The sequence below is a fragment of the Paenibacillus luteus genome, assembly GCF_006542765.1.
Classification (GTDB): domain Bacteria; phylum Bacillota; class Bacilli; order Paenibacillales; family Paenibacillaceae; genus Pristimantibacillus; species Pristimantibacillus luteus.
This window is the reverse complement of the sequence record NZ_SKCD01000011.1, coordinates 64526-85927: the sequence shown is the minus strand read 5'-3', so window position 1 is coordinate 85927 and position 21402 is coordinate 64526. Positions and strand designations below refer to the sequence as shown.

The 21402-nt window shown below is 42.4% G+C and carries 15 protein-coding genes; 10 read left to right on the top strand and 5 right to left on the bottom strand.

What is annotated here, in order from left to right:
- Positions 1-21: 21 nt before the first annotated feature.
- Entirely contained in the window at positions 22-909 is an 888-nt protein-coding gene (locus E0496_RS08405; protein ID WP_141501145.1) for a LysR family transcriptional regulator, read from the top strand.
- 88 nt (positions 910-997) lie between these two features.
- Here the strand turns inward: E0496_RS08405 and E0496_RS08400 are convergent, their stop codons facing one another.
- Positions 998-1369 carry a DUF6713 family protein gene (locus tag E0496_RS08400; protein WP_139998813.1) on the bottom strand — a complete coding sequence of 124 codons (372 nt, stop codon included), beginning with the start codon at positions 1367-1369 and terminating at the stop codon, positions 998-1000.
- 285 nt (positions 1370-1654) lie between these two features.
- Here E0496_RS08400 and E0496_RS08395 point away from each other — a divergent pair, with 285 nt between their 5' ends.
- Positions 1655-5878 (top strand): ankyrin repeat domain-containing protein, encoded by a 4224-nt coding sequence (locus tag E0496_RS08395; RefSeq protein WP_141501144.1) that lies wholly within the window; start codon positions 1655-1657, stop codon positions 5876-5878.
- A gap of 187 nt (positions 5879-6065) precedes the next feature.
- Here E0496_RS08395 and E0496_RS08390 read toward each other — a convergent pair whose 3' ends face one another.
- Positions 6066-6521, bottom strand: a complete 456-nt coding sequence (locus E0496_RS08390) for a GNAT family N-acetyltransferase (RefSeq protein ID WP_141501143.1) — start codon at positions 6519-6521, stop codon at positions 6066-6068.
- Positions 6522-6944: 423 nt separating this feature from the next.
- On the opposite strand from E0496_RS08390, the gene ppsA reads away from it, so the two are divergent.
- From ppsA to ndk, 4 genes are all read left to right on the top strand, one after another.
- A complete protein-coding gene (gene ppsA, locus E0496_RS08385; RefSeq protein ID WP_141501142.1) occupies positions 6945-9545 on the top strand; it encodes a phosphoenolpyruvate synthase in 2601 nt (866 codons plus the stop codon).
- A gap of 389 nt (positions 9546-9934) precedes the next feature.
- Positions 9935-10123, top strand: coding sequence for a GapA-binding peptide SR1P (locus E0496_RS08380; protein ID WP_241674642.1), 189 nt, complete (start codon positions 9935-9937; stop codon positions 10121-10123).
- Positions 10065-12821, top strand: a complete 2757-nt coding sequence (ppdK, locus tag E0496_RS08375) for a pyruvate, phosphate dikinase (protein WP_141501141.1) — start codon at positions 10065-10067, stop codon at positions 12819-12821. Before E0496_RS08380 ends, ppdK begins: the two co-directional genes overlap by 59 nt.
- 24 nt (positions 12822-12845) lie before the next feature.
- Positions 12846-13265 carry a nucleoside-diphosphate kinase gene (gene ndk, locus E0496_RS08370; RefSeq protein ID WP_141501140.1) on the top strand — a complete coding sequence of 140 codons (420 nt, stop codon included), beginning with the start codon at positions 12846-12848 and terminating at the stop codon, positions 13263-13265.
- A gap of 112 nt (positions 13266-13377) precedes the next feature.
- On the opposite strand, the gene E0496_RS08365 is transcribed toward ndk, so the two are convergent.
- A complete protein-coding gene (locus tag E0496_RS08365; protein ID WP_141501139.1) occupies positions 13378-14223 on the bottom strand; it encodes a helix-turn-helix domain-containing protein in 846 nt (281 codons plus the stop codon).
- Between the two features lie 96 nt (positions 14224-14319).
- Between E0496_RS08365 and E0496_RS08360 the strand changes: the two genes are divergently transcribed.
- Positions 14320-17502: a sugar-binding domain-containing protein gene (locus E0496_RS08360; protein WP_141501138.1), complete on the top strand. Its 3183-nt coding sequence runs from the start codon at positions 14320-14322 to the stop codon at positions 17500-17502.
- A gap of 126 nt (positions 17503-17628) precedes the next feature.
- Here the strand turns inward: E0496_RS08360 and E0496_RS08355 are convergent, their stop codons facing one another.
- Entirely contained in the window at positions 17629-18672 is a 1044-nt protein-coding gene (locus tag E0496_RS08355; protein WP_141501137.1) for an LLM class flavin-dependent oxidoreductase, read from the bottom strand.
- A 35-nt stretch (positions 18673-18707) separates the two neighbouring features.
- Entirely contained in the window at positions 18708-19568 is an 861-nt protein-coding gene (locus E0496_RS08350; protein ID WP_141501136.1) for an SDR family oxidoreductase, read from the bottom strand.
- 187 nt (positions 19569-19755) lie between these two features.
- On the opposite strand from E0496_RS08350, the gene E0496_RS08345 reads away from it, so the two are divergent.
- From E0496_RS08345 to E0496_RS08335, 3 genes are all read left to right on the top strand, one after another.
- Entirely contained in the window at positions 19756-20307 is a 552-nt protein-coding gene (locus E0496_RS08345; RefSeq protein WP_141501135.1) for a TetR/AcrR family transcriptional regulator, read from the top strand.
- Between the two features lie 38 nt (positions 20308-20345).
- Positions 20346-20579 (top strand): SDR family NAD(P)-dependent oxidoreductase, encoded by a 234-nt coding sequence (locus E0496_RS08340; RefSeq protein WP_141501134.1) that lies wholly within the window; start codon positions 20346-20348, stop codon positions 20577-20579.
- Between the two features lie 348 nt (positions 20580-20927).
- Positions 20928-21368, top strand: a complete 441-nt coding sequence (locus tag E0496_RS08335; protein ID WP_141501133.1) for a nuclear transport factor 2 family protein — start codon at positions 20928-20930, stop codon at positions 21366-21368.
- Positions 21369-21402 lie beyond the last annotated feature (34 nt).

Genomic DNA, 21402 nt, shown 5'->3' with positions numbered 1-21402 from the left:
GAATGAGTGGAGGATATTGATATGGAATTACTTCAATTAAAATATTTTTTAGCGGTTGCACACTTGGAACATGTGACTGAAGCTGCGCGAAGTCTACATGTCACTCAATCGTCTTTAAGCAAAACGATTCAACGCTTAGAAGAGGATGTAGGAGTCCCATTATTCGATCGAATTGGAAGGAAGCTGCGATTAAATGAGTTTGGAAGCAAATTCCTTCGCCGTGCAGAAAAGGCTTTGTTTGAATTGGAACAGGGAAAGCAAGAAATTAGCGATTTAACCAGCCCCGAACATGGCAAGCTTGAACTGGCTGTGACCACAGCAAGCGCGTTGCCCAATATCCTTCGTGAGTTTCGGAAAAAATGGCCATATATCCATTATCATGTACAAATGCTGACCACGCTTGAAATGGTTACGCTTCTATATAGAGGAGAGATCGATTTCTGTTTGTCTTCTCCACCTATTCAAGGGGATGATATTGAGTGTCAAATCGTATATATCGACCCTATCCTTGTAGCCGTACCAAAGGGGCATCGGTTAGCAGAACGAAAGAGCGTATCCCTATCAGAACTTAGAGATGAATGGTTTGTCGGTGTAAAGAGGGGCTATGGTACTCGTGATCTAGTGGACTCTATTTGCAAATCGGTTGGATTTGTTCCCAATTATGTGTACGAGGGAGATGAACCGGCAAGGTTAAGCTCGCTTGTGGAAGCAGAAATCGGCATAGCCTTTATTCCGAGTACGGCAAGACTTACAACGGTAAATATCACATATCTCCAAATAGAGAATCACGAATTGGTAAGGGAAATCGCTTTGCTTTGGCACAAGAGTCGTTACATTTCACGGGCAGCTCAGGAGTTCCGAGAGATCGTTATCGAATATTTCGGGACAATTTCCAAACAAACCATTTAAATAAAAAACGAATTCAAACAAAAGAACCATCGTCATTCAGCATTGACGATGGTTCTTTTGTTATTTGAGCGTTGCTAAAAGTAACATATCATATATCCGTAATCAACAAGAATAAATGGATGGCAGCAATGATTCCCATTGGATAGATGATAAATCGAGAGAATGTATTTTTAAATTCATTACTGGAATGCTTTTCGAAAAACAAATGCAGGATCGCATGAATTATAAAAAAGATGTCTAGAAACCAAAACATAATCATTTGATATTGGCTAAATAGAAAAGCAAGAATGATAGTGTATAACGGGAGATGGATAAGGGTGAACACTTTATAGGCTTTTGCATCATCCATTTGTTTTAAAACCATAAACAGTTTCCACTCCGAACGTCGGATTGCATCCATTTCATGCAGGAGAAATAGAGATAAATTAAACAAGAATAGCAACAGCAACAAATCAGGCATAACAGGCCTCCTAAAATTATATAACAAACTTTTATTACGGTTAATCGATGAACAAAGCAAATTAAATCCATATGGTAATACGAAAAGCATTAAGAAAGGTAACTTCAAATCACCTACAGCATCATTCCTTGTGAGAATGATGTATTGGATTACGACATGAAACAATTTTGGTGTTCTTCCTTTTTAAACTATGGTAATCTATGGTAAAACATGTGGACATACTCTTATTCTGCATAGAAAAATTCCGTTGATTTTAAATTTGGTTTTTAGAAAGAGGAATCCACGATGAAACCATCGCCTCAGTTCTCCCATTCAACGAAGCAAGCAGAAATTAAGGATTCCAATCTTGTTAACAAAAGTGAAAAACCAGTAAACGAGAGTAAACCACAGTCTAATCTAACCGATGAACAGATTAATCATTTGCAACAGACAATCGGCAATCAGGCTGTAAATAAATTGATGAAACAGCATGTTGAAAAGTCAGGAAACAGTTCTACCCAGGTTAAACAGTTAGTCAACAAGGACACTGCTTTAGTTGCAGCTGTTAAGGAGGGAAAGTTTGCAGTAGTACAAGAAATCCTCCAAAACTATTCCGACGATGTAACCGACCCCTATTTGACATCAGTAATTAGTTACGTGAGCAATCATCCTAACTTAATCGATTTGTTGCTGAAAATAATTGTTAATCGGAATCTATTGATGATTGTTGCACCGAAAAACAAGGTTATTTTAACCTTTCGATGTATTGAAGCGGATCGTGAAGATATGCTGACGGAGCTATTGAAAAGCGGTGTGGATTTAAAAGCGAAGTTGGGAATGAACACTATGCTTAGCTATGCAATAAATGAGGGTAGCATAGGGATGGTTAAGGCATTGATTGACGCTGGAGCCGATGTAAACGGACCTAGCTTTCTTGATCAACTGCCCTTATATGAAGCAGCGGGCGAAGGGAAGCTCGAGCTTGTCAAATTATTGGTGATCCATGGCGCTAAGATAGACGCTGTTTCTGGAACCGATGGTCATTCAGGTTCTGCAATAATAAACGCCGCGTTAGAAGGCCATATCGAAGTCGTTGAATATTTATTATCCATTCATGCCAATCCGAACCTCGCCTACCTGTCGTCGAATGGGAGCAATGAAACTGATACGGATACGGATAGTGAACAGAATGATGAAGACGTTGATGTGCAAGATTTCGAAATTTCCGACGATGGTCAATTCGAAGAAACCAAAGAAGAGCTGGCTGTCCCTCAAATCACGGAATCTAACGGACAAAATGATGAAGATACGAAGTATCCGGAAATACCGAAGATGCAATGGATGACAGCATTGGATGCGGCAGCTGACCGAAAGTATACCGACGTTGTAGAATTGCTGCTAGGCCATCCTGTCGAGAGTAGAACCATCGTCAAAAAATTAGACTTCACCACGTTGAACAGCAGCAATGCCGTGACGTTAGGAACGGCCATTCGTCGCAGCGTGAAAGAAGGCCACCAGAATGTACTGAAGCAGTCAAAACAACTCATTTCTGAACTTACATGGGATAACGAGGAAGAAACCGCATCGAACGTGGCTCACATGCTTGGCTGCCTAACGGAACAGAAGGATGCCTTTCGGGAGTTTCTAGCACTAGTGCCTGAACAACATGTTGTCGCCGTCGGCAAGGTATATGTTGAGATTCACAAGCATGCAAAAGCCAAAAGCTTAGAGATGAGCCTGAAACAGTTTCTACAGGAAAATGGGCATGGGGATTTAGTGGGGTTATTTGAATCCTCCGACACGATGTACGAGATTGAAAATTTTGGCGATGGAAAGGTCGTTCGCAAACCTAAAATACGCGAGGAACTATTGGAAGATAAATCACTAAAGTTGATTACCACTTTACAGAAAATCATCGGCGGCCGTCATGCGAATAAAAAAGTAAAAAAACATGTAGGCATTGATTTAGTCGAAGCCTCCGAACGCAATGCAGCCTACGGAGAACGAAGCGCAGCTAAAGAGCTGCCCGACCACCATGAGCTTCAACAGTTGAGAGCGGAGTTCTTCAAGCTTGCACAGCAGATACCTTATTACATGAAGCATGCCTTAACCGATCCTGCTATTTATGATGTTATTATGCAAGATGGAAGTCTTATGTCACAGGATCGCGTACAAAATGTCAAAGGGATCAAAAGCAAAGGGTTGAATACCGAGTCCGACCAATCGAACCAATCGCATTATTATAATTATCACAGTACTGGCACAATCAAGGACAAGCTTCCAACGCCAAAATCGCTAAATAGCACCACCAATCCAGAATTTATTATGAATGTGGATGATTTCATGGAAGCCGAGCCGCTCCATGCGAAGCATTTAGTCGTGAAGGGCGAGGACTGGGGGGCGCAGCACGAACGTACGATTGATCTAGATTCAGAAATGAAAATCATGATCGAGTTCGAAAGCGGCAAACCCGAAAAGGTTCACACGCAGGATTCGAAAATTCACTATACCTATAGCGATAAGTCGAGCGGCGAGATAAAAAAATATTCTTTTAACCTTTCGGATGAGGTAGCGGTAGGGAAAAACTTCAAAAAAGCCACAGCTAGCTTCATCATGCGTCATTTCGATCAATTGCCGGAAAAGGCGCAGCTGCAGATCTTGGAACCGCTGAAGCAGGCAAAGGAACTAAACATACCAATGGAGCAGGAATTTATGTCCAAACAGGCTGTAGCCGACATTTTTCAAAAGTTTTATTTCATGGAAGCTTCCATTGGAGGATCGTTGCCACTGGATATTCGCTATATGGATACCATTCGCAAACCCCACGATTCTAATCAGCAATTGGAGAATGTCACCATGAAGTTGGCGGAGTTGAAGAAAAGCATTATAGAAGGAGATTTATTGGCAGTTGAGAACTTTTTTATGGAACATCCCGAAGCGGTAAAAATGCCTTTTATTGTGAAGAGTGCACTTGACATTGCGAGAAACAGCGAAAAATCAGAGATCGTTGAGCTGCTGAATGTGATGTATACCAACAATATCGTTCCGCATAAAGGCATTGCCGTTATTCCAAGAGAAGTGACGGATATCAATTTGTTGCAAAAGCTTATTTTGGAAAACAAGAGCGAATATACGACGGCGCTTCTGTCTAAGGACGAGCTTACATTAAAAACCAAGCTGAACCATAACCGCCGTGCTGATGGCACGCATTCCGCCGCAATTACCGCACTAGCGGGGGCTTTGGGCAATACGCACTATGTGGACAAAGACAGCCTCGAAATGTCCATGGACGAACTGGACCCGTTATCCGATTTCAAGGTAATGCTTGACGGTCAGGAACATGCTCCGGATTCCCCTCAAGGGCACGGATCATTTAACAATGTAAAGGAAGTTCGGGATGCGCTGCTCAAGCATGAAATGGAAACACTGCTCACTTCTGCACAGAACGAAGACTATTTCATAAAGCATGGAGCGATCCATCCCGTTACTGGTAAGGGGGCTACAGAGAGCTCTGTACTCAATAATAAGAATAAGCTCCAGGAATACAGTATCGAGGTAAGAACGATTGATGAAGATTACGTTCAAATTAAAGTTAATGATCAATCAAACGAGAAGGATAAGCTCGAACTTGTTTCAAGCACATTGTCCCAGTCATTGAACTTGGATAAGCAGCATTGCGAGGCATCGGGCAACACTTTAACAATTAAAGTGCCTGTGCGGGAATTGCTTCAGCGAATGCTGAGCGCCAAGATTAATTATCAGGGCGTTGTCCCGTTTGACGAGGAAGGCAATATGCTGTTAGCCGAGCGGCAAGGCGAAGGGCGCGGGATGATGGGATTAAGCACAAGCGGTGGACATAACTCGAACAATTATCATCCATTTTCGGGGGCAATGACGGAACTAGAGGAGGAGAACGCACTAAAGCTGAAAAAGGATTACCCGCTAAGTGATGATTTGATGGTATCTCGAACGGGAACGTACCAGGATGTCGCGGTGATTGCTCTGCCTTACGATGCTTACGAACCGATGGAGGAAGGAAAAAAACACCAACAGCTTTATAATGAGAGGCATCATCCCAAGAAACTAACTGTACCGTTCAAAGCAGAAGAAAGTGAGTTTGCTTTGTTTAGTGAAGAAATTCTAGCCCACCATAAAATGCGCGGCAGGAAATTCCGCGAAGTAATGCCGCTTGAGGATATTTTGAGATGGGAACAGGTTCAATTGCAGAATCAGTTATCGAAAACAATGTTCAGTAATATTCAGGTATCGATAGACTCGACCTGTAAGTTGGAAACTTTGGTGAACAATATGTCCTATATGGTGAAATATAAAGTTCCTCAAGCCCATTTTGGACAAATCACATTCAAGCTCTCGCCTAACTCTAACGATGATCCCGAAATACTGGAGACACTGATTAATCTCCTGAAGAAGGCCACTATGGACATGATTATCGTGCATCAAGACGAAGTGAGTCTGACGGTAGACCATCTTAATCCACTGAAAATAACCGAAATCTTAAAGCGAAGTTAATTTTTAAATAAGATGCAAATATTTCGGCTTTTTCTCCAATTCAGAGCTTGCTATTCCAACATGGTGAGAAGGTTGGTTGAACTAGCCCCGAACAGTAGTCCGGGGCTTATTTTACTCTTCGTACATCTTACAATAAGTTCGTGGAAGTAATTATCTTTATTCAATACCAATAGCACCCTTGTTACACTTATAAGTCTTTTTTCATAAAAACGCTGTAGGGGTCTTCGGTGTAATTCGCAAAAGGACTACATTGTTCAAATCCAAATTGTTTATATAATTTTATAGCTGGTTCGAAAGATGCCATGGATCCGGTCTCCAAGCTTAATCGCCGATAGCCTCTCCGTTTGGATTCCTCAATAATATGGGCGAGCATATTTGATGCGACACCCTTCCTTAGATGCTTGGTAGAAGTACGCATGGACTTAATTTCACCATGTTGTTTATCCAATTCTTTAATAGCGCCACAGCCCAAAAGCTCGTTTTGTTCCCAAATGCTGAAAAAGGTAATTTCAGGCGATGTTAATTCATCCAAATTTAATGCATGCACACTCTCAGGAGGAGAATTTTCAAACATGTTCTGTAGATGTTCCTTGATAAACGCTATTATTTCGGTTCCTGTTAAATCATCGATTTTTATCTCCATACGATTCACTCCCACTGCTTTCTTCAATAATTCAATACAGTACAAGCATACACAAAATTATTATTGTTGCAAATGTAATAAAATTAGAGTTCTCGGATGAGTGGATGAAGGAGATGCTTTGTGAATTTCGAATCGTCGCGAGGGCGTTACATTCCATTAGTCAAACAGAGTTTATTGAAAAGAGAAAAGGGGATTTCATAAAAAGAGAAATAAACGAGAGTATTGATCATAGAAATCAAAAAAAGAACCTGATTCATTAATCAGGTTCTTTCATATTGCATATAAAAATACACGATGATATAATAAGGACGCGATTAAATTAATGTATTTGGATATAAATTATCTATCATATATATTTAATATATCACGCCGGTACGTTTTTGTCAAACCTTTTTTCAGTTTTATAATAAGGAGCGATGTTAAATGAGTACTTTGGTTCTCGGTTTTCAAGAAATGGATAAAACGCAGCTTTCGCTCGTTGGCGGAAAAGGGTTGAATTTAGGGACATTATCTAAAATTAAAGGAATAACCGTTCCCGAAGGATTTTGTGTTACGACTGTAGGATATCAAATAGCCATTGAACAAAATGAATCATATCATGCTTTGTTGGTTCAATTATCCATGCTAAAAGTAAAAGATCGAGATCAAATTAATGAAATCAGCCTAAAGATTCGACAAATCATTATGAATATAGAGATTCCTTCTGATGTTAAGGAAGCCGTTACTCATTATCTCTCACTGGTTGGTAATGAACATGCTTATGCCGTGCGGTCTAGTGCAACTGCTGAAGATCTGCCACATGCCTCTTTTGCGGGCCAACAAGACACCTATTTAAATATCATTGGCCATGAAGCTATCATGCAGCATATTAGCAAATGTTGGGCATCTCTATTTACGGATCGTGCAGTCATTTACCGTATGCAAAATGGATTTGACCACAGGGAAGTTTTTATATCCGTAATTATTCAAAGGATGGTTTTCCCACAGGTTTCTGGAATTTTATTTACTGCTGATCCGATTACGTCTAACCGAAAGCTGTTATCCATTGATGCCAGTTTTGGACTTGGAGAAGCTCTGGTCTCTGGCTTGGTCTCTGCTGATAGTTATAAAGTTCAGGATGAGGTCATCGTCAGTAAGATAATCGCAACCAAAAAATTAGCTATCTACGGACTAAAAGAAGGCGGAACAGAGATTCAGCAAATCAATCCCCCACAGCAAAAGGCTCAAACGCTCACCGAACAACAAATTTTACAGCTTGCACGAATGGGTAGACAGATCGAAGCTTATTTTGGCTGCCCGCAAGATATCGAATGGTGTTTGGTCGATCATTCATTTTATATTGTCCAAAGTCGGCCAATCACGACATTGTATCCGATTCCGGAAGCGAATGATCAAGATAATCACGTTTATTTATCTGTGGGTCATCAACAAATGATGACCGACCCCATCACACCTCTAGGGTTATCTTTCTACTTATTAATTACTCCTGCACCTATGCGCAAAGCCGGTGGAAGGTTGTTTGTTGATGTTACGCCTATGCTGGCTTCGCCTACCAACAGAATAATGTTATTAGATAACGTGGGACAATCCGATCCGCTCATAAAAGACGCACTCACGACCGTTTTAGAGAGAGGAGATTTTATTAAATCGTTACCGGATGAGCAAAAAGCACCGAATCGCAGCAGAGGCAATACAACAATGTTGGCGCAAGTCGAAATCGATCCTTCAATCGTTACTAATTTAATTAAGAGTAATCAAACATCGATAGAAAAGTTAAAACAAAACATCCAAACGAAATCAGGATCGGATTTAATTGATTTTATTCAAGAAGATATCCTTGAACTAAAGAAAATTCTATTTGACCCGCAAAGTACAAGCGTATTTATGGCTGCTATGAATGCCTCAACGTGGATCAATGAAAAAATGAATGAGTGGTTAGGTGAAAAAAACGCAGCAGACAAGCTTTCTCAATCTGTACCAAACAATATTACTTCGGAAATGGGATTAGCACTATTGGATGTTGCAGATAAGATTCGTCCTTATCCAGAAGTCATTGATTATTTACAGCATGTTAAAGATGATCGTTTTCTGGATGAACTCGTTAAGTTTGACGGCGGACAGGAATCGAAGGACGCGATCAATGCTTATCTCCATAAATACGGTATGCGATGTGCCGGTGAAATCGATATCTCTAAAGCTCGTTGGTCGGAAAAACCGCTCACGCTTGTCCCGATTATTCTAGGTAACATTAAAAACCTTGAGCCTAATACCGGCAAACGTAAATTTGAGCAGGGGCGGCAGGAAGCGTTAGAAAAAGAACAAGAGTTATTACATCGATTAAATCAACTGCCAGGCGGTGAACAAAAAGCTGAAGAGACCAAACGAATGATCAGCATCATCCGAACGTACATCGGTTATCGTGAGTATCCCAAATACGGAATGATTAATCGCTACTTCGTTTATAAACAGGCTTTACTGAGAGAAGCCGAACAACTCGTATATGCGGGCATCATTCATGACAGAGAAGATATTTACTATCTCTCGTTTGATGAACTTCGTGATGTCGTACGCACGAATACATTGGATAACCAAATCATCAACAGACGAAAAATCGAGTACAAATTATTCGAAAAATTAACTCCCCCACGCGTTATGACGTCCGATGGTGAGATCATCGCCGGGAAGTACGCACGAGAAAATCTTCCAGCCGACGCTATTGTAGGTCTGCCTGTTTCCGCCGGCGTGGTTGAGGGACGCGCACGTGTCATCTTAAGTATGGAAGATGCAGATCTAGAAGATGGAGATATTTTAATAACTTCCTTTACAGATCCAGGCTGGACACCATTGTTTGTATCCATTAAAGGACTAGTCACCGAAGTGGGTGGACTGATGACTCATGGAGCAGTGATCGCGCGAGAATATGGTCTGCCAGCCGTTGTTGGAGTGGAGAATGCTACCAAGCTAATAAAAGATGGGCAGCGAATTCGAGTACATGGAACAGATGGCTATATCGAAATATTGTAATGAATGAATATTAAATCTTTTATCGAAATTTGATTTCTTTATATGTACCACAAAATGCAGCAGCCGAAGGGCTGCTTTTTTTTGTCAAGCGACTTTGCAGGTTGGCCATACGAATATCGTAATGACGTTGGAATATAGCCAAATAAGTTTTTGTTGTGGACTTATCTTCTATTGTGACGAACAATTGAATCTAAAAGTCAACAAATCATCTGTTTTGTTTATTTTTCATCATATAGTGTGTACTATTTAATTATTGTGTTGTATTATATGGGTGAGAGGCGTCAAATGATAATCACATTAAACGAAGAGTCATGAATTACCCCCATGGCTTGAATGCTCCTTGGCGCATTTTGCAAGAAATTAAACGGTCTTCAGGAGGCGGAGTACTAATGGAATACCAAAGCGTTGCAATGAACGGCAGTAACAAAAAGAAAGACGGTTTGGAGCTTGGTTACGTAATTTGTAAAAGATGCGACTCGTTAATCGCGACTCTTCCAACAAATCGTGTAAAGCGTTTCTATGGTGAATGCTCTGAAGGCTGCAAAAGCGAAATTGAAGGAGCGAGAGAATTTGACTAGTGCAAAATGGGTTTTTGATTTTAACGAGGGTGACGGCAAAATGCGTTCGCTGCTAGGAGGCAAAGGGGCAAACCTTGCAGAGATGACTAGAGCGGGTATGCCCGTTCCGCCTGGATTTACGATAACGACAGAAGCTTGTTTACGATTTTTCAATCGCGGATATAAGATCGATGAGCTATTGAAAGATCAACTATTTGAAGCGTTGGGAACATTAGAGAAGCAAAAAGGACAACGTTTGGGTGATCCCCTTTCCCCGTTGCTAGTATCGGTTCGTTCAGGCTCAGTGACCTCCATGCCCGGTATGATGGACACCATTCTAAATTTAGGATTGAATGATGAAACGGTTCGAGGACTTGCCGCCATAACGAAAAATCCTCGATTTGCTTACGATTGCTATAGAAGGTTAATTCAAATGTTTGGAAACGTCGTATTTGGCATCGGACATCATTTTTTTGAATATCAGCTCACAGCGCTTCTCCGGGAAGAAGGGCTTGATCATGAACAAGACCTCACGGAAGCGGCATTACGACAGATCGTCGACAGGTATAAGAAATGTGTGATCGAGCAGGCTGGACGGCCTTTTCCTCAAGATCCACACGAACAATTGCTGCTTGCGATTGAAGCGGTGTTCAAGTCTTGGCACAATCCTAGAGCAAAATACTATCGGAAAATAAACCACATATCGGATAAGCAAGGGACGGCTGTTACTATTCAAAACATGGTTTTTGGAAATACAGGCGAAACGAGCGGAACCGGCGTGCTTTTCTCTAGAAATCCTTCTACTGGCGCAAACGAATTATATGGCGAGTTTCTCTTTAACGCGCAAGGCGAAGATGTGGTAGCCGGAATTAGAACCCCTCTTCCCATCCTTCGGTTAGAAGCAGCCATGCCTGCAGCATTTGAACAGCTAGTCGATGTGGCTAAACGTCTAGAACGGCATTTTAAAGATATGCAAGATATCGAGTTTACGATTGAGCAGGGTAAGCTGTACATACTCCAAACTAGAAGCGGTAAACGAAATGCCCAAGCGGCTGTACGATTAGCAGTAGAATTCGTGCACGAACAAGTGATAACGAAGGAAGAGGCCATCCTGCGGATTGAGCCCTCACATCTCGATCAACTCCTGCACAGGGGTTTAAATGAATTCCAAATTCAAAACGTTTTAGCTGTTGGTTTGGCAGCTTCTCCGGGTGCGTCGACAGGCCAACTTGTATTCGATACCGACCAAGCCGTGGCATGGAGCAAAGCCGGTAAAAAGGTGATTCTGGCAAGACAGGAAACGACTCCCGAGGATATCCAAGGCATGCTAATTTCGGAAGGGGTGTTAACCAGCAGAGGAGGATTGACTAGCCATGCAGCGGTAGTGGCTCGTGGAATGGGGAAGTCTTGTGTGTGCGGATGCGAGGCTGTCCGAATTGATCCGGTAAACAAGGCGATGTATGTTGCTTCTTCTGTTATCCATGAAGGAGATTGGATTACACTGGACGGCGGTACAGGCCAAATTATCGAAGGCAAAGTATCCTTGCACGAAGCGGAAATGTCGATTGAGCTTGAAGAAATACTTCGTTGGAGCGATGAAATTCGAAAGTTAAAGGTATTAGCTAATGCAGATACTCCCCGTGATGCAGCCGTGGCTAGGAAACTTGGAGCAGAAGGGATCGGCTTATGCCGGACAGAGCATATGTTCTTTTCACCCTTTAGGCTGCCGGTTGTGCAGCGGATGATACTTGCGGATTCAATTGATGAAAGAAAGGCGGTACTGGAAGAAATTCTCCCGATGCAGCAATCCGATTTCCTTGAACTGTTCAAGGAGATGTCGGGGCTTCCCGTGACGATCCGGTTATTGGATCCGCCGCTTCATGAATTTTTGCCTAATCTCGATGAACTCCGCGAACAAATGCTCCATCTAGAGCGTGAAGAACAGCTAGCTGTACTTGTTGAAGATAAAGAGGCATCACGGCTGAAACAACAACAGTTAAGCGCATTCATCCTGAAGACGGAGGCATTGCAAGAAAAAAATCCTATGCTAGGACAGCGCGGTTGCAGAGTCGGCATCGTATATCCGGAAATCTATGATATGCAGATCGAAGCTATATTCAAGGCATTCTCCCGTTGTTTGGACGAAGGTGTAGAAGTCATACCTGAACTAATGATTCCATTGGTAGGAGATGTGGCTGAATTAAAAGCGATGCGGGAACTCGTTGATAAAGTAGCGCTGCAAGTGCTTGGCAAAGAAAAAATACAGGCCTGCCCGTATAAAGTAGGTACCATGATTGAAGTGCCGCGCGCGGCGTTAACGGCTAAAAAGATAGCTGCGCAAGCCGATTTCTTTTCTTTCGGCACCAATGATTTAACTCAAATGACTTATGGATACAGCCGTGATGATGCAGAGCATAAATTCCTTGCCCATTATCTTGATCATAACATTTTGCCACATAATCCTTTTGAAGTGCTGGATCACGAAGGCGTCGGACAACTGATTGAAATGGCCGTTGCTTCGGGGCGCAGCGTAAAGCCTCGTATCAAAACAGGCATCTGCGGGGAGCATGGCGGCGATCGCCAGTCCATCATGTTCTGCCATAACGCGGGTTTGAATTATGTGAGCTGCTCGCCATATCGAATTCCTTTAGCTCGGATTGCAGCAGCTCAAGCAGCTATACAGTTTAAAGATGAGAAAAATGTTTTGCCTGCCGTATAACTAACTATTAATGGAGGAATACACATGGAACAAACATTTATTATGGTTAAACCGGATGGAGTCAGCAGAGGTCTTATTGGCGAAATTGTTATAAGGTTTGAGCGGAAGGGCTTCACTTTGACCGATGCCAAATTAATGACGGTACCGAAAGAGAAGGCAGAAGAACATTATTCGGATTTAAAAGAAAAACCGTTTTTTCAGGAATTGGTGGATTTTATTTCTGTCGGTCCAGTATTTGCTATGGTTTGGGAAGGCAGGAATGCCGTAAAACAATCAAGAGTGTTGATTGGTGCAACAAATCCCGTTGACGCTGATGTAGGAACGATTCGCGGAGACTTTGCGACCGACATTGCCAGTAATATCATTCATGGTTCTGATTCCATTGAGAGTGCAGAAAGGGAGATTCAACTATTTTTTGGTAAGCAACCGGTATTGGTATCTTGATGCATATTAGTTAGTTAAATTGAATTTAAAGAAGATCGAATGTCTGTCCTTTCGTTCACCATGAGCGGAGGGGCAGACATTTTTTGCTTTTCGATCGGGTAAGATCTATAAATCATTGCCGATGCTGCTTCCGGTATTGTGACGGATTGATTCCGTAGAAGCTGGTAAATTGCCTGGTAAAATAATCAGACGAATTGAAACCAACACCGAGAGCAATCTCGGTAATTGGGCGCATCGTGTATTGCAGCAATTTCTCTGCTTGCTTTAATCTGTATTTCATCAGTGTTTCAATAATGGAGTCTCCGACCTGCTCCTTGAACAGGTGAGAGAGACGGGAGGGAGACAAGCACACCTTATTGGCAAGGTCCTCCACAAGAAAATCTTCTGTATAATGCTCAGATAGGATATCGAGTATTTCTTTCACTCGCGAATCTAGCTTCTTCTGTTGATTCTGGCTGGCAACCAGCAGGATGATTTCTTCAAGCGCGTTCAAGGTCAACTCGTCACGAAGCAATCCATAACCATCAAGTCTATAGGAAAGTACTCTCCGAAAAGCCGACTCTAACGCTTGGCGGGACTTCTCATCATCAAAGTGGAGGTGAAAGACAGGACCTTCCGTGTTACTGGTTGGAATCCAGTCCATCCATGACAAACGAGGCACGAAGTGTGCCCACAGCTTCTCCCAAGTATGCCCTTCTTCGGTGAAATAGTTTTGTATGGTTCCGGGCGATACAAGGGTCAACGTCCCCGAAGTACATGTCAGATAACCTTTCCTGCCATTATTTATACATCCTTTACCTGATAGTGTGTACATAATAAGCCAATCCTTCGTCCCTTGCGGCCGATAACAGGTGTATCCATGAGGCTCGTTGTAGTGATCAGATATAAGGATTCCAGGCGGATGCGTATATTGCATATTATATTGATGAATAGCAGGATAAGTAGGATTTTCAGCCATATGATCATTCCTTTCATTCCCCCTCTATTTTACAATAAAATACGAGACAACCACAATGTGAAACCGTTTACTATACTACCTCAAGGAGTTGGACATATGGAACAGATGCAGCAGTATGATACTGAAATTCTTAATATGAAGGGGCAATGGAGTTACGCCCTGGACCCTCAAGATATCGGTGAGAGTGAACGCTGGTACCAGTCACAGATTGCTGGACAGGAAGACGTTGTAACACTTCCAGGAACCCTAACGCTGAATGGTGTTGGAGACGTCCAGGAGTGGAGCGAGGAGATGAATCGTGAATCGGTACGCTCTCTGCGTCAGCGTCATTCTTATATTGGAGCCGCATGGTATGAATATGAGACAGAAGTATCGGCCGAATGGATAGGCAAACGATTCGAAATCTTTTTGGAACGGGTAATGTTCCAATCCACGTTATGGGTGAATGGTCAATTCGCAGGCTGTCAGGACAGTTTATCTATTCCCCATACTTACGACGCAACTGCATTCATTAAAACGGGAGAAAAGAATCGATTTACGATTCGCATCGACAATCGCGATATTCAGAATCTAGGAAGTTATCCAAGCGCTTATACGGAAGAAACACAATCAATTTGGAACGGAATAATAGGGCGAATCGAGCTTCAAGCTTTGGAGCAAATATGGCTAAGCAACTTGCAGATTTTCCCTGACCCAAAGCAGCGTACGGTTAAACTGTTGGGTACGTATTATAATACGTCATCTATGGAGGCGCGAGCTGAGATTAATATTTCGGCTCGTATTAAGCATGGGCAAACACGACATGAGGCACCTACGATATCGAAAAATCTGGTAATCGCCGCGTCCTCGTCAAAAACCTTTGAATGGATGTACGAAATGGGGGATGGTGCACTGCTGTGGGACGAATTTTTACCAAACATCTATGAGATGAGACTTGAAAACCGATTTATCCTCGGAGATGTGCAGGTAGATTCAACAGAAACGCAGACATTCGGCCTGCGTAGTTTTCAGAACAATGGAAGGATATTGGAGGTTAACGGCCGTCCAATCTTTTTGAGAGGCACGCTGGAGTGCTGCATATTTCCGCTAACAGGTCATCCACCGATGGAGCTTGATGCGTGGCTCAACCTATTCGGGACGGCGAGAGATTACGGCTTGAACCATATCCGTTTCCATTCTTGGTGCCCTCCGAAGGCGGCTTTCGAAGCCGCAGACCAATTAGGCATCTACGTGCAAGTGGAAAGTCCGATATGGATGGATACTTGGAACTTGCCTGTCGGGACCCATCCGGAGCATTACACGTATTTGCCGGAAGAAGCACGCCGCATACTAGATGCCTACGGGAATCATCCTTCGTTCTGCATATACAGCAACGGGAATGAGCTTAACGGTGATTTTAATTTACTTCATCAGATGGTTGCAGAGCTGAAAGAGAACGACAATAGACGCCTGTACACATTGACGACGAATTGGGATCGCCCGCTAGATCCAGAAGATGATTTGTTCTGCTCCCAGACAGTTGACGGCGTCGGTGCTAGAGGACAGTATTTCCCAGAGCAATTGTCCGATACCACTCAACTTGACTTCCGTGTTGCCGTTTCTAAGCGGCCTGTTCCCGTTGTCACCCATGAAGTGGGCCAATACACCGTATATCCGGATGTAGAGGAAATTGATTCTTATAGCGGAGCACTGCGCCCGGTCAATCTGGAAGTCATTAGAGCGGATTTAAAGAAGCGCGGCTTGCTCGGCGATATCCGTAAGTTTGTTCATGGTTCAGGCATGCTGGCACTTCAGCTTTATAGAGATGAGATTGAAGCTGCACTTCGCACACCAGAGCTTGGTGGATTCCAATTGCTTGATTTACATGATTTTCCGGGTCAAAGCACGGCAACAGTAGGTATACTTAATGCGTTTTGGGAATCTAAGGGTTTAATTGAACCTCAACAATTCCGCGAGTTTTGCGCTCCAACTGTGCTATTACTTCGCATGTCAAAACGTATTTATACGACCGAAGACACCTTTCATGCAGAAGTGACGATTACAAATTACGGAGCAAGCGAGCTACCTGCCTCCAATGTCAAATGGACCATTGCCGATGGAGAAGGACGTGTCCTTGACAGCGGACTGCTGCAATCAGCTATTATCACTTTTGGCGCTGACATACCTATCGGTCAATTCATTTCGGACGTGCTGAAGACTATTATTCAAAGCGATAGACTGACGATATTACTGGAATGGATAGGAAGCGACATTCGAAGTGAATGGCCAATATGGGTATATGCCTCTACGGCGGAACTGCAAGTTACGGAGGCGAATATTTTGGTGACGAGTCATCTAGACGGTGAGACAGAGCGCATGCTCGCAGAGGGACAGAATGTTCTCTTCCTTGCCTCAGGCGCCGGACTCGAGCATGCTGCTCCTGGGAAGTTTTACCCTGTGTTCTGGAGTCCGGTCCACTTTGCAACTGAGAATCCGTGCGGGATTGTCGTAAACTATAAACATCCTGCACTGACTGGTTTCCCTACGCTGAGCTATGCTGAGCATCAATGGAAGGATCTGCTCGATCGTTCCGTATCGCTCGCCATTAATGACGAATTGCCGTTTAATCCGATTGTTCAGGTAATACCTAATTTTTATCATAATCGAAAGCTTACAAACCTGACAGAATATAGGGTCGGCAAGGGCAAGCTAATCATTTGCGGTATTAATATAGAGGAGGATTTGGCGAACAGGCCGGCGGCGGCACAGCTTCGCAGCAGTCTAATCGCCTATATAGCCAGGGATGATTTTGCTCCCGAGGTAACTTTGGACATGAAAGGGCTTCGGAAGCTGCTGAAGAAGAAAGAGCCTCACGAAGGTGACGGAGCCAATCAGGCCATTGCGGGACGTGAGCTTGGCATAGGCAAACCAGCTTCAAGCGATAGCGTGAAAGATGACAACCATGCACCGTTTAAAGGAAATGATGGAATTGGGCATACCTTGTGGCTTGCGTCAGACGACAGTGTGGGTCACTGGTGGCAGGTAGACCTCATCGAGGCACGAGCGATCATCGGAACCAAGGTGAAGTTCCATCAGGAAGGGAATTTCCTATATGTCATTCAAGTTTCTACTGATGGAATTGATTGGAGCGTAGCAGCGAACCAAACGGGACAAACTTCTACTGAGCAGACACGTATCGATCATTTTGCCGCGAATGGAAGGTATGTCAGGATTGTATACAATGGCTTGCCGGCAAACGTTCACGCTGGACATTTCACTTTCGAGGTTTATGGCAATTAAATAATATGACCATCAGCAGACAAGCTGAGGAATGTGGCAGTCATCGACCCACTCGCTGAGATTGTAAACAGCGAGTGGGAAGCGGTGGCTGCTTTTCTAACCTTCGGTTTGACGACATAAATGCAATTATTTATTTAAGGCGTTACGAACAATCGGTGCAACTTTATTTGCTAATAAATCAATAGCTCTCTCAACACGCGCGGAAGGCTGATTACCCATATCAAATTGCCCCATAAAACGAGTATGGCCAAATAGCTCATGCTGATACAAAATTTTCTCCGCCAGTTCCTCAGCACTGCCAACGGCTAAAATTTGATTCGCGGCACGCTGTGACATCATTTGCTCCACTGAAACAGGGGAGAAGAACTGTCTACGATCTTTCATAAAATGTCCCATGTATTGATTGTAATGAGGTGTAAACTCACGCATCGCTTGTTTACCATCTTCAGCAATGTAGCTATGACCGGTAACTGAAACTTGTAATTTTGATAAATCATGTCCAGCTTTTTTTGCTGCTTTCCAATACAGTGTAGCTAAATATTGAACGCGCTCTGGCTCGCCAGCTAATAGCCCAAGTGCCATATTTGCACCAAGCACTCCCGCACGTTCTGCACTGGCAGGTGTTCCACCTACACCAATCCACATTGGAATATTTGGTTGAACGGGGCGTGGAGCGATTTGTGCATGATGAAGAGGTGAACGGAAATCACCTTGCCAGCTGACTACTTCTTGCTCTTGCAATTGCATGAAAAGTCCAAGCTTCTCTTCAAACAATTGATCGTAATCATCTAAGCTGGCCCCAAAAAGGGAGAAGCTCTCTAAAAAGGCACCACGCCCCAAAATAATTTCGGTTCGTCCACCGTTTAATAAATCAAGTGTGGCAATGTCCTCATAAACTCGTACAGGATCAGCTGTACTAATAACAGATAATGTACTTGTTAACTTAATCTTTTTTGTTTCTCGTGAAATGGCTCCTAGAATGGTAGCGTAGCTTGATGTGACAAAGTCCAAACGGTGATGCTCACCTATCCCAAATACATCGAGTCCTGCTTCATCAGCCCACTTTGCCATTTGAATAATATTCTCAACTCGTTCCTTAGCAGACAATACATTGGCATTAGCATCCGGGATGCGTTCACCTAACGAATATACTCCGAATTCGAAATTCATTTCTTCACCTACTTACAAAAGAATAAGAAAATCGTTTAGCTTAATAATTGTTGTAATGCCTCTTTGACAGAGGTTGGTTTGCGACCAAGGAGCATTTCTAAATCAGAATGAGTATTTTCTAGTCCGCCTTCACGAATCCCTTGTTGAGTCATCACAAGAATGGTGACTAGGTCTTCTGGTAAACCCGCACCTGTTAACATTTCACCATAAGCAGCATCATCAACAGCCAATAGTGGAATATCTTTGTCCGTTACTTCGTTTAATGCACCTACAAATTGTTGCTGTGTCAGGTTCTCACCAGATAATTCGTATGCTTTTTGATCATGACCATCGCCTATAAGAACGTTTGCTGTTGCTTCCGCCAAGTCTGGGCGGTATACCCAGCCAACATGACCTGTACCTGCAGAAGTAACCCAGGGTGCACCGTTCAAACATTGCTGAATGGTCCCTAACTCATTCTCTACATACCAGTTATTGCGAACAAACACGTACGAAATGCCAGATGCTTTAATAATCTCTTCACGAATACGGTGAATACCTGCAAGAAAGAATTCACTCACATCAGCACGTGGTGCACTCGAATAAACGATTTGTGCAACGCGAGCTTCTACTGCTGCCTCTACAGCATTTGTTTGTTGACGGATTGAAGAATCTGCATCGCCAAATGTCGAAACTATAAATACACGATCTATACCTTGGAACGCCTGAACCAGTGTATCTTTCTTTTCGAAGTCCGTTTCGCGGACCTCAATCCCTTGTCCAATGAAAGCTTCTGCTTTCTCTGATTGTGTGTCCCGTACACCTGCAATAATATGTGAAGTCGGTATTTTCTCGGCTAAGCTTTCTACAATTTGGGAACCTAATTTGCCTGATGCACCCGTTACTAAAATTCTCATTTTTCTTTCCTCCATTTTGGGATAGATTCATCCTGGATTGCTTGCAGCATGTTCACTTTCCGGATGTACAACACTTGTTGTATAATTTAGTTTAAATCTCTTTTAATATCTGAACAATCAACAATATAAGTGAAAGATTGTATATACGACATTTCATCTCAAATGTCGAAAAACAGGAGTGAATAATATGGAAAAATCGTTAGATCCACGGTTCCTAAGAACACGTAAACTGATTATGGATGCATTTATGGAGTTAGTCGTAGAGAAGGACTTTAAAGATATAACGATAAAAGATATTACCCAAATGGCAACTGTTAATCGCGCAACCTTTTATTATCATTACTACGATAAATATGACTTAATGGAGAACATGCTTAGTGAAAATGTGTTACAGGGAGTATTAAAAGATGTAACCTCGCATGAATCTTTAACGACGGAAGCTTTAAATGATATTTTATTAAGTTTAATCTCCTTACAAAGTGGGTTAGCCAATCAATGTTCACGAAGTTATGAGGCATTCACACCCAAAATTGAAACCATCATCAAGGAAGAACTCGGCAAAGCTTTTAAAGCTTTGCTAAAGCAAGAATACCCAGATTGGACTTCTGAAAAATTGGAATTGCATAGTATGATGATAAGCTGGAGCATATTTGGCATGTCAACCAAATATGTGAAAAATGGAAATAAGCCATCGGAAGATTTGACGAAGGAAATTTTTAATACATTATTAAATAGATAACAACAGGGATTTTTCCACAAGTGAATTAAACGCCAAATATGACCAACGCTGTACTACCGCATAGGAGAATTCAAAATTCCGGTCATATTATCAACTTCTCTTCCATTGGTGGATTAACTTCATTCCCAACACTTGGTTATTATCTCGCAACAAAATATGCCATTGAAGGTATTTCTGATAGTCTTGCTAAAGAAGTAGCCTCATTCAACATTCATGTGACTTTGATCGAGCCAAGCAGCTTCAGTACAGACAGGGTGGTTGTTCTTCGGTAAAAACAGATACGACAATTGCAGAATTAAAGGAATCATTTGTTGGCCAAATCTCACAAGTATGGAAGAGCGGAAAAAAACGACGATCAAAGTGGTTTTCAAAAAATAAACGATTTTAAATTTGAAGGGATTGTCTGACTTTCACAGTCGGACAATCCCTTCATTTTTTTATGTTTAACATTAAGTTCGTTCAACAGCAATTAGAGAAAATTTCGTTAGGCAGTATGCTTCATGCAACGTTATCTCATAAATCATGCCAAAAACAATAACACGAAATTAATTGACTAGATGTAATTTAAAATATATAATAAGTTACGAAGTGTAATTAATGAATCTTAGGAGGACAACATCATGTCACTGGAAATTTTAGAAGCAAAATTGGAGTTAAGACAATTAGTAGATTCTTATGCCACTCTTACAGATGCAAAAAAAGTATCGGAGCAAATGCTTTTATTTACGCCTGATACAAGGTTCAAGGTTTACTTTGGTGAACAATTGGTATCCGATGTTACAGGGACAGAACAGCTGGAACAGGAGTTCAACGGACATGTTTCCCTTGTGAAACGTTACTTCTCTACAAACGCACAACACACTGTGAAAATAGATGGTGAAACTGCTACTGGCGTTTTATTCTCACAGACGAAAATGGTGAGAGATGAAGAGGGCATCGAAATGATTACTGACTATAGCGTTCAATATCATGATGTATATGTACTTCAGAATGGAAAATGGCTAATAAAGGAACGCATTTCACACTACATCATTGTCGAAACAAGACCATTGAAAGGGTAATGTAATATTCGAGTCAAATATGGAAAGGATGGGA

Coding starts and splice junctions, on each gene's coding strand:
- E0496_RS08405 (WP_141501145.1), top strand. CDS start 22: ATGGAATTACTTCAATTAAAATATTTTTTAGCGGTTGCACACTTGGAA.
- E0496_RS08400 (WP_139998813.1), bottom strand. CDS start 1,369: ATGCCTGATTTGTTGCTGTTGCTATTCTTGTTTAATTTATCTCTATTT.
- E0496_RS08395 (WP_141501144.1), top strand. CDS start 1,655: ATGAAACCATCGCCTCAGTTCTCCCATTCAACGAAGCAAGCAGAAATT.
- E0496_RS08390 (WP_141501143.1), bottom strand. CDS start 6,521: ATGGAGATAAAAATCGATGATTTAACAGGAACCGAAATAATAGCGTTT.
- ppsA (WP_141501142.1), top strand. CDS start 6,945: ATGAGTACTTTGGTTCTCGGTTTTCAAGAAATGGATAAAACGCAGCTT.
- E0496_RS08380 (WP_241674642.1), top strand. CDS start 9,935: ATGGAATACCAAAGCGTTGCAATGAACGGCAGTAACAAAAAGAAAGAC.
- ppdK (WP_141501141.1), top strand. CDS start 10,065: ATGGTGAATGCTCTGAAGGCTGCAAAAGCGAAATTGAAGGAGCGAGAG.
- ndk (WP_141501140.1), top strand. CDS start 12,846: ATGGAACAAACATTTATTATGGTTAAACCGGATGGAGTCAGCAGAGGT.
- E0496_RS08365 (WP_141501139.1), bottom strand. CDS start 14,223: ATGGCTGAAAATCCTACTTATCCTGCTATTCATCAATATAATATGCAA.
- E0496_RS08360 (WP_141501138.1), top strand. CDS start 14,320: ATGGAACAGATGCAGCAGTATGATACTGAAATTCTTAATATGAAGGGG.
- E0496_RS08355 (WP_141501137.1), bottom strand. CDS start 18,672: ATGAATTTCGAATTCGGAGTATATTCGTTAGGTGAACGCATCCCGGAT.
- E0496_RS08350 (WP_141501136.1), bottom strand. CDS start 19,568: ATGAGAATTTTAGTAACGGGTGCATCAGGCAAATTAGGTTCCCAAATT.
- E0496_RS08345 (WP_141501135.1), top strand. CDS start 19,756: ATGGAAAAATCGTTAGATCCACGGTTCCTAAGAACACGTAAACTGATT.
- E0496_RS08340 (WP_141501134.1), top strand. CDS start 20,346: ATGACCAACGCTGTACTACCGCATAGGAGAATTCAAAATTCCGGTCAT.
- E0496_RS08335 (WP_141501133.1), top strand. CDS start 20,928: ATGTCACTGGAAATTTTAGAAGCAAAATTGGAGTTAAGACAATTAGTA.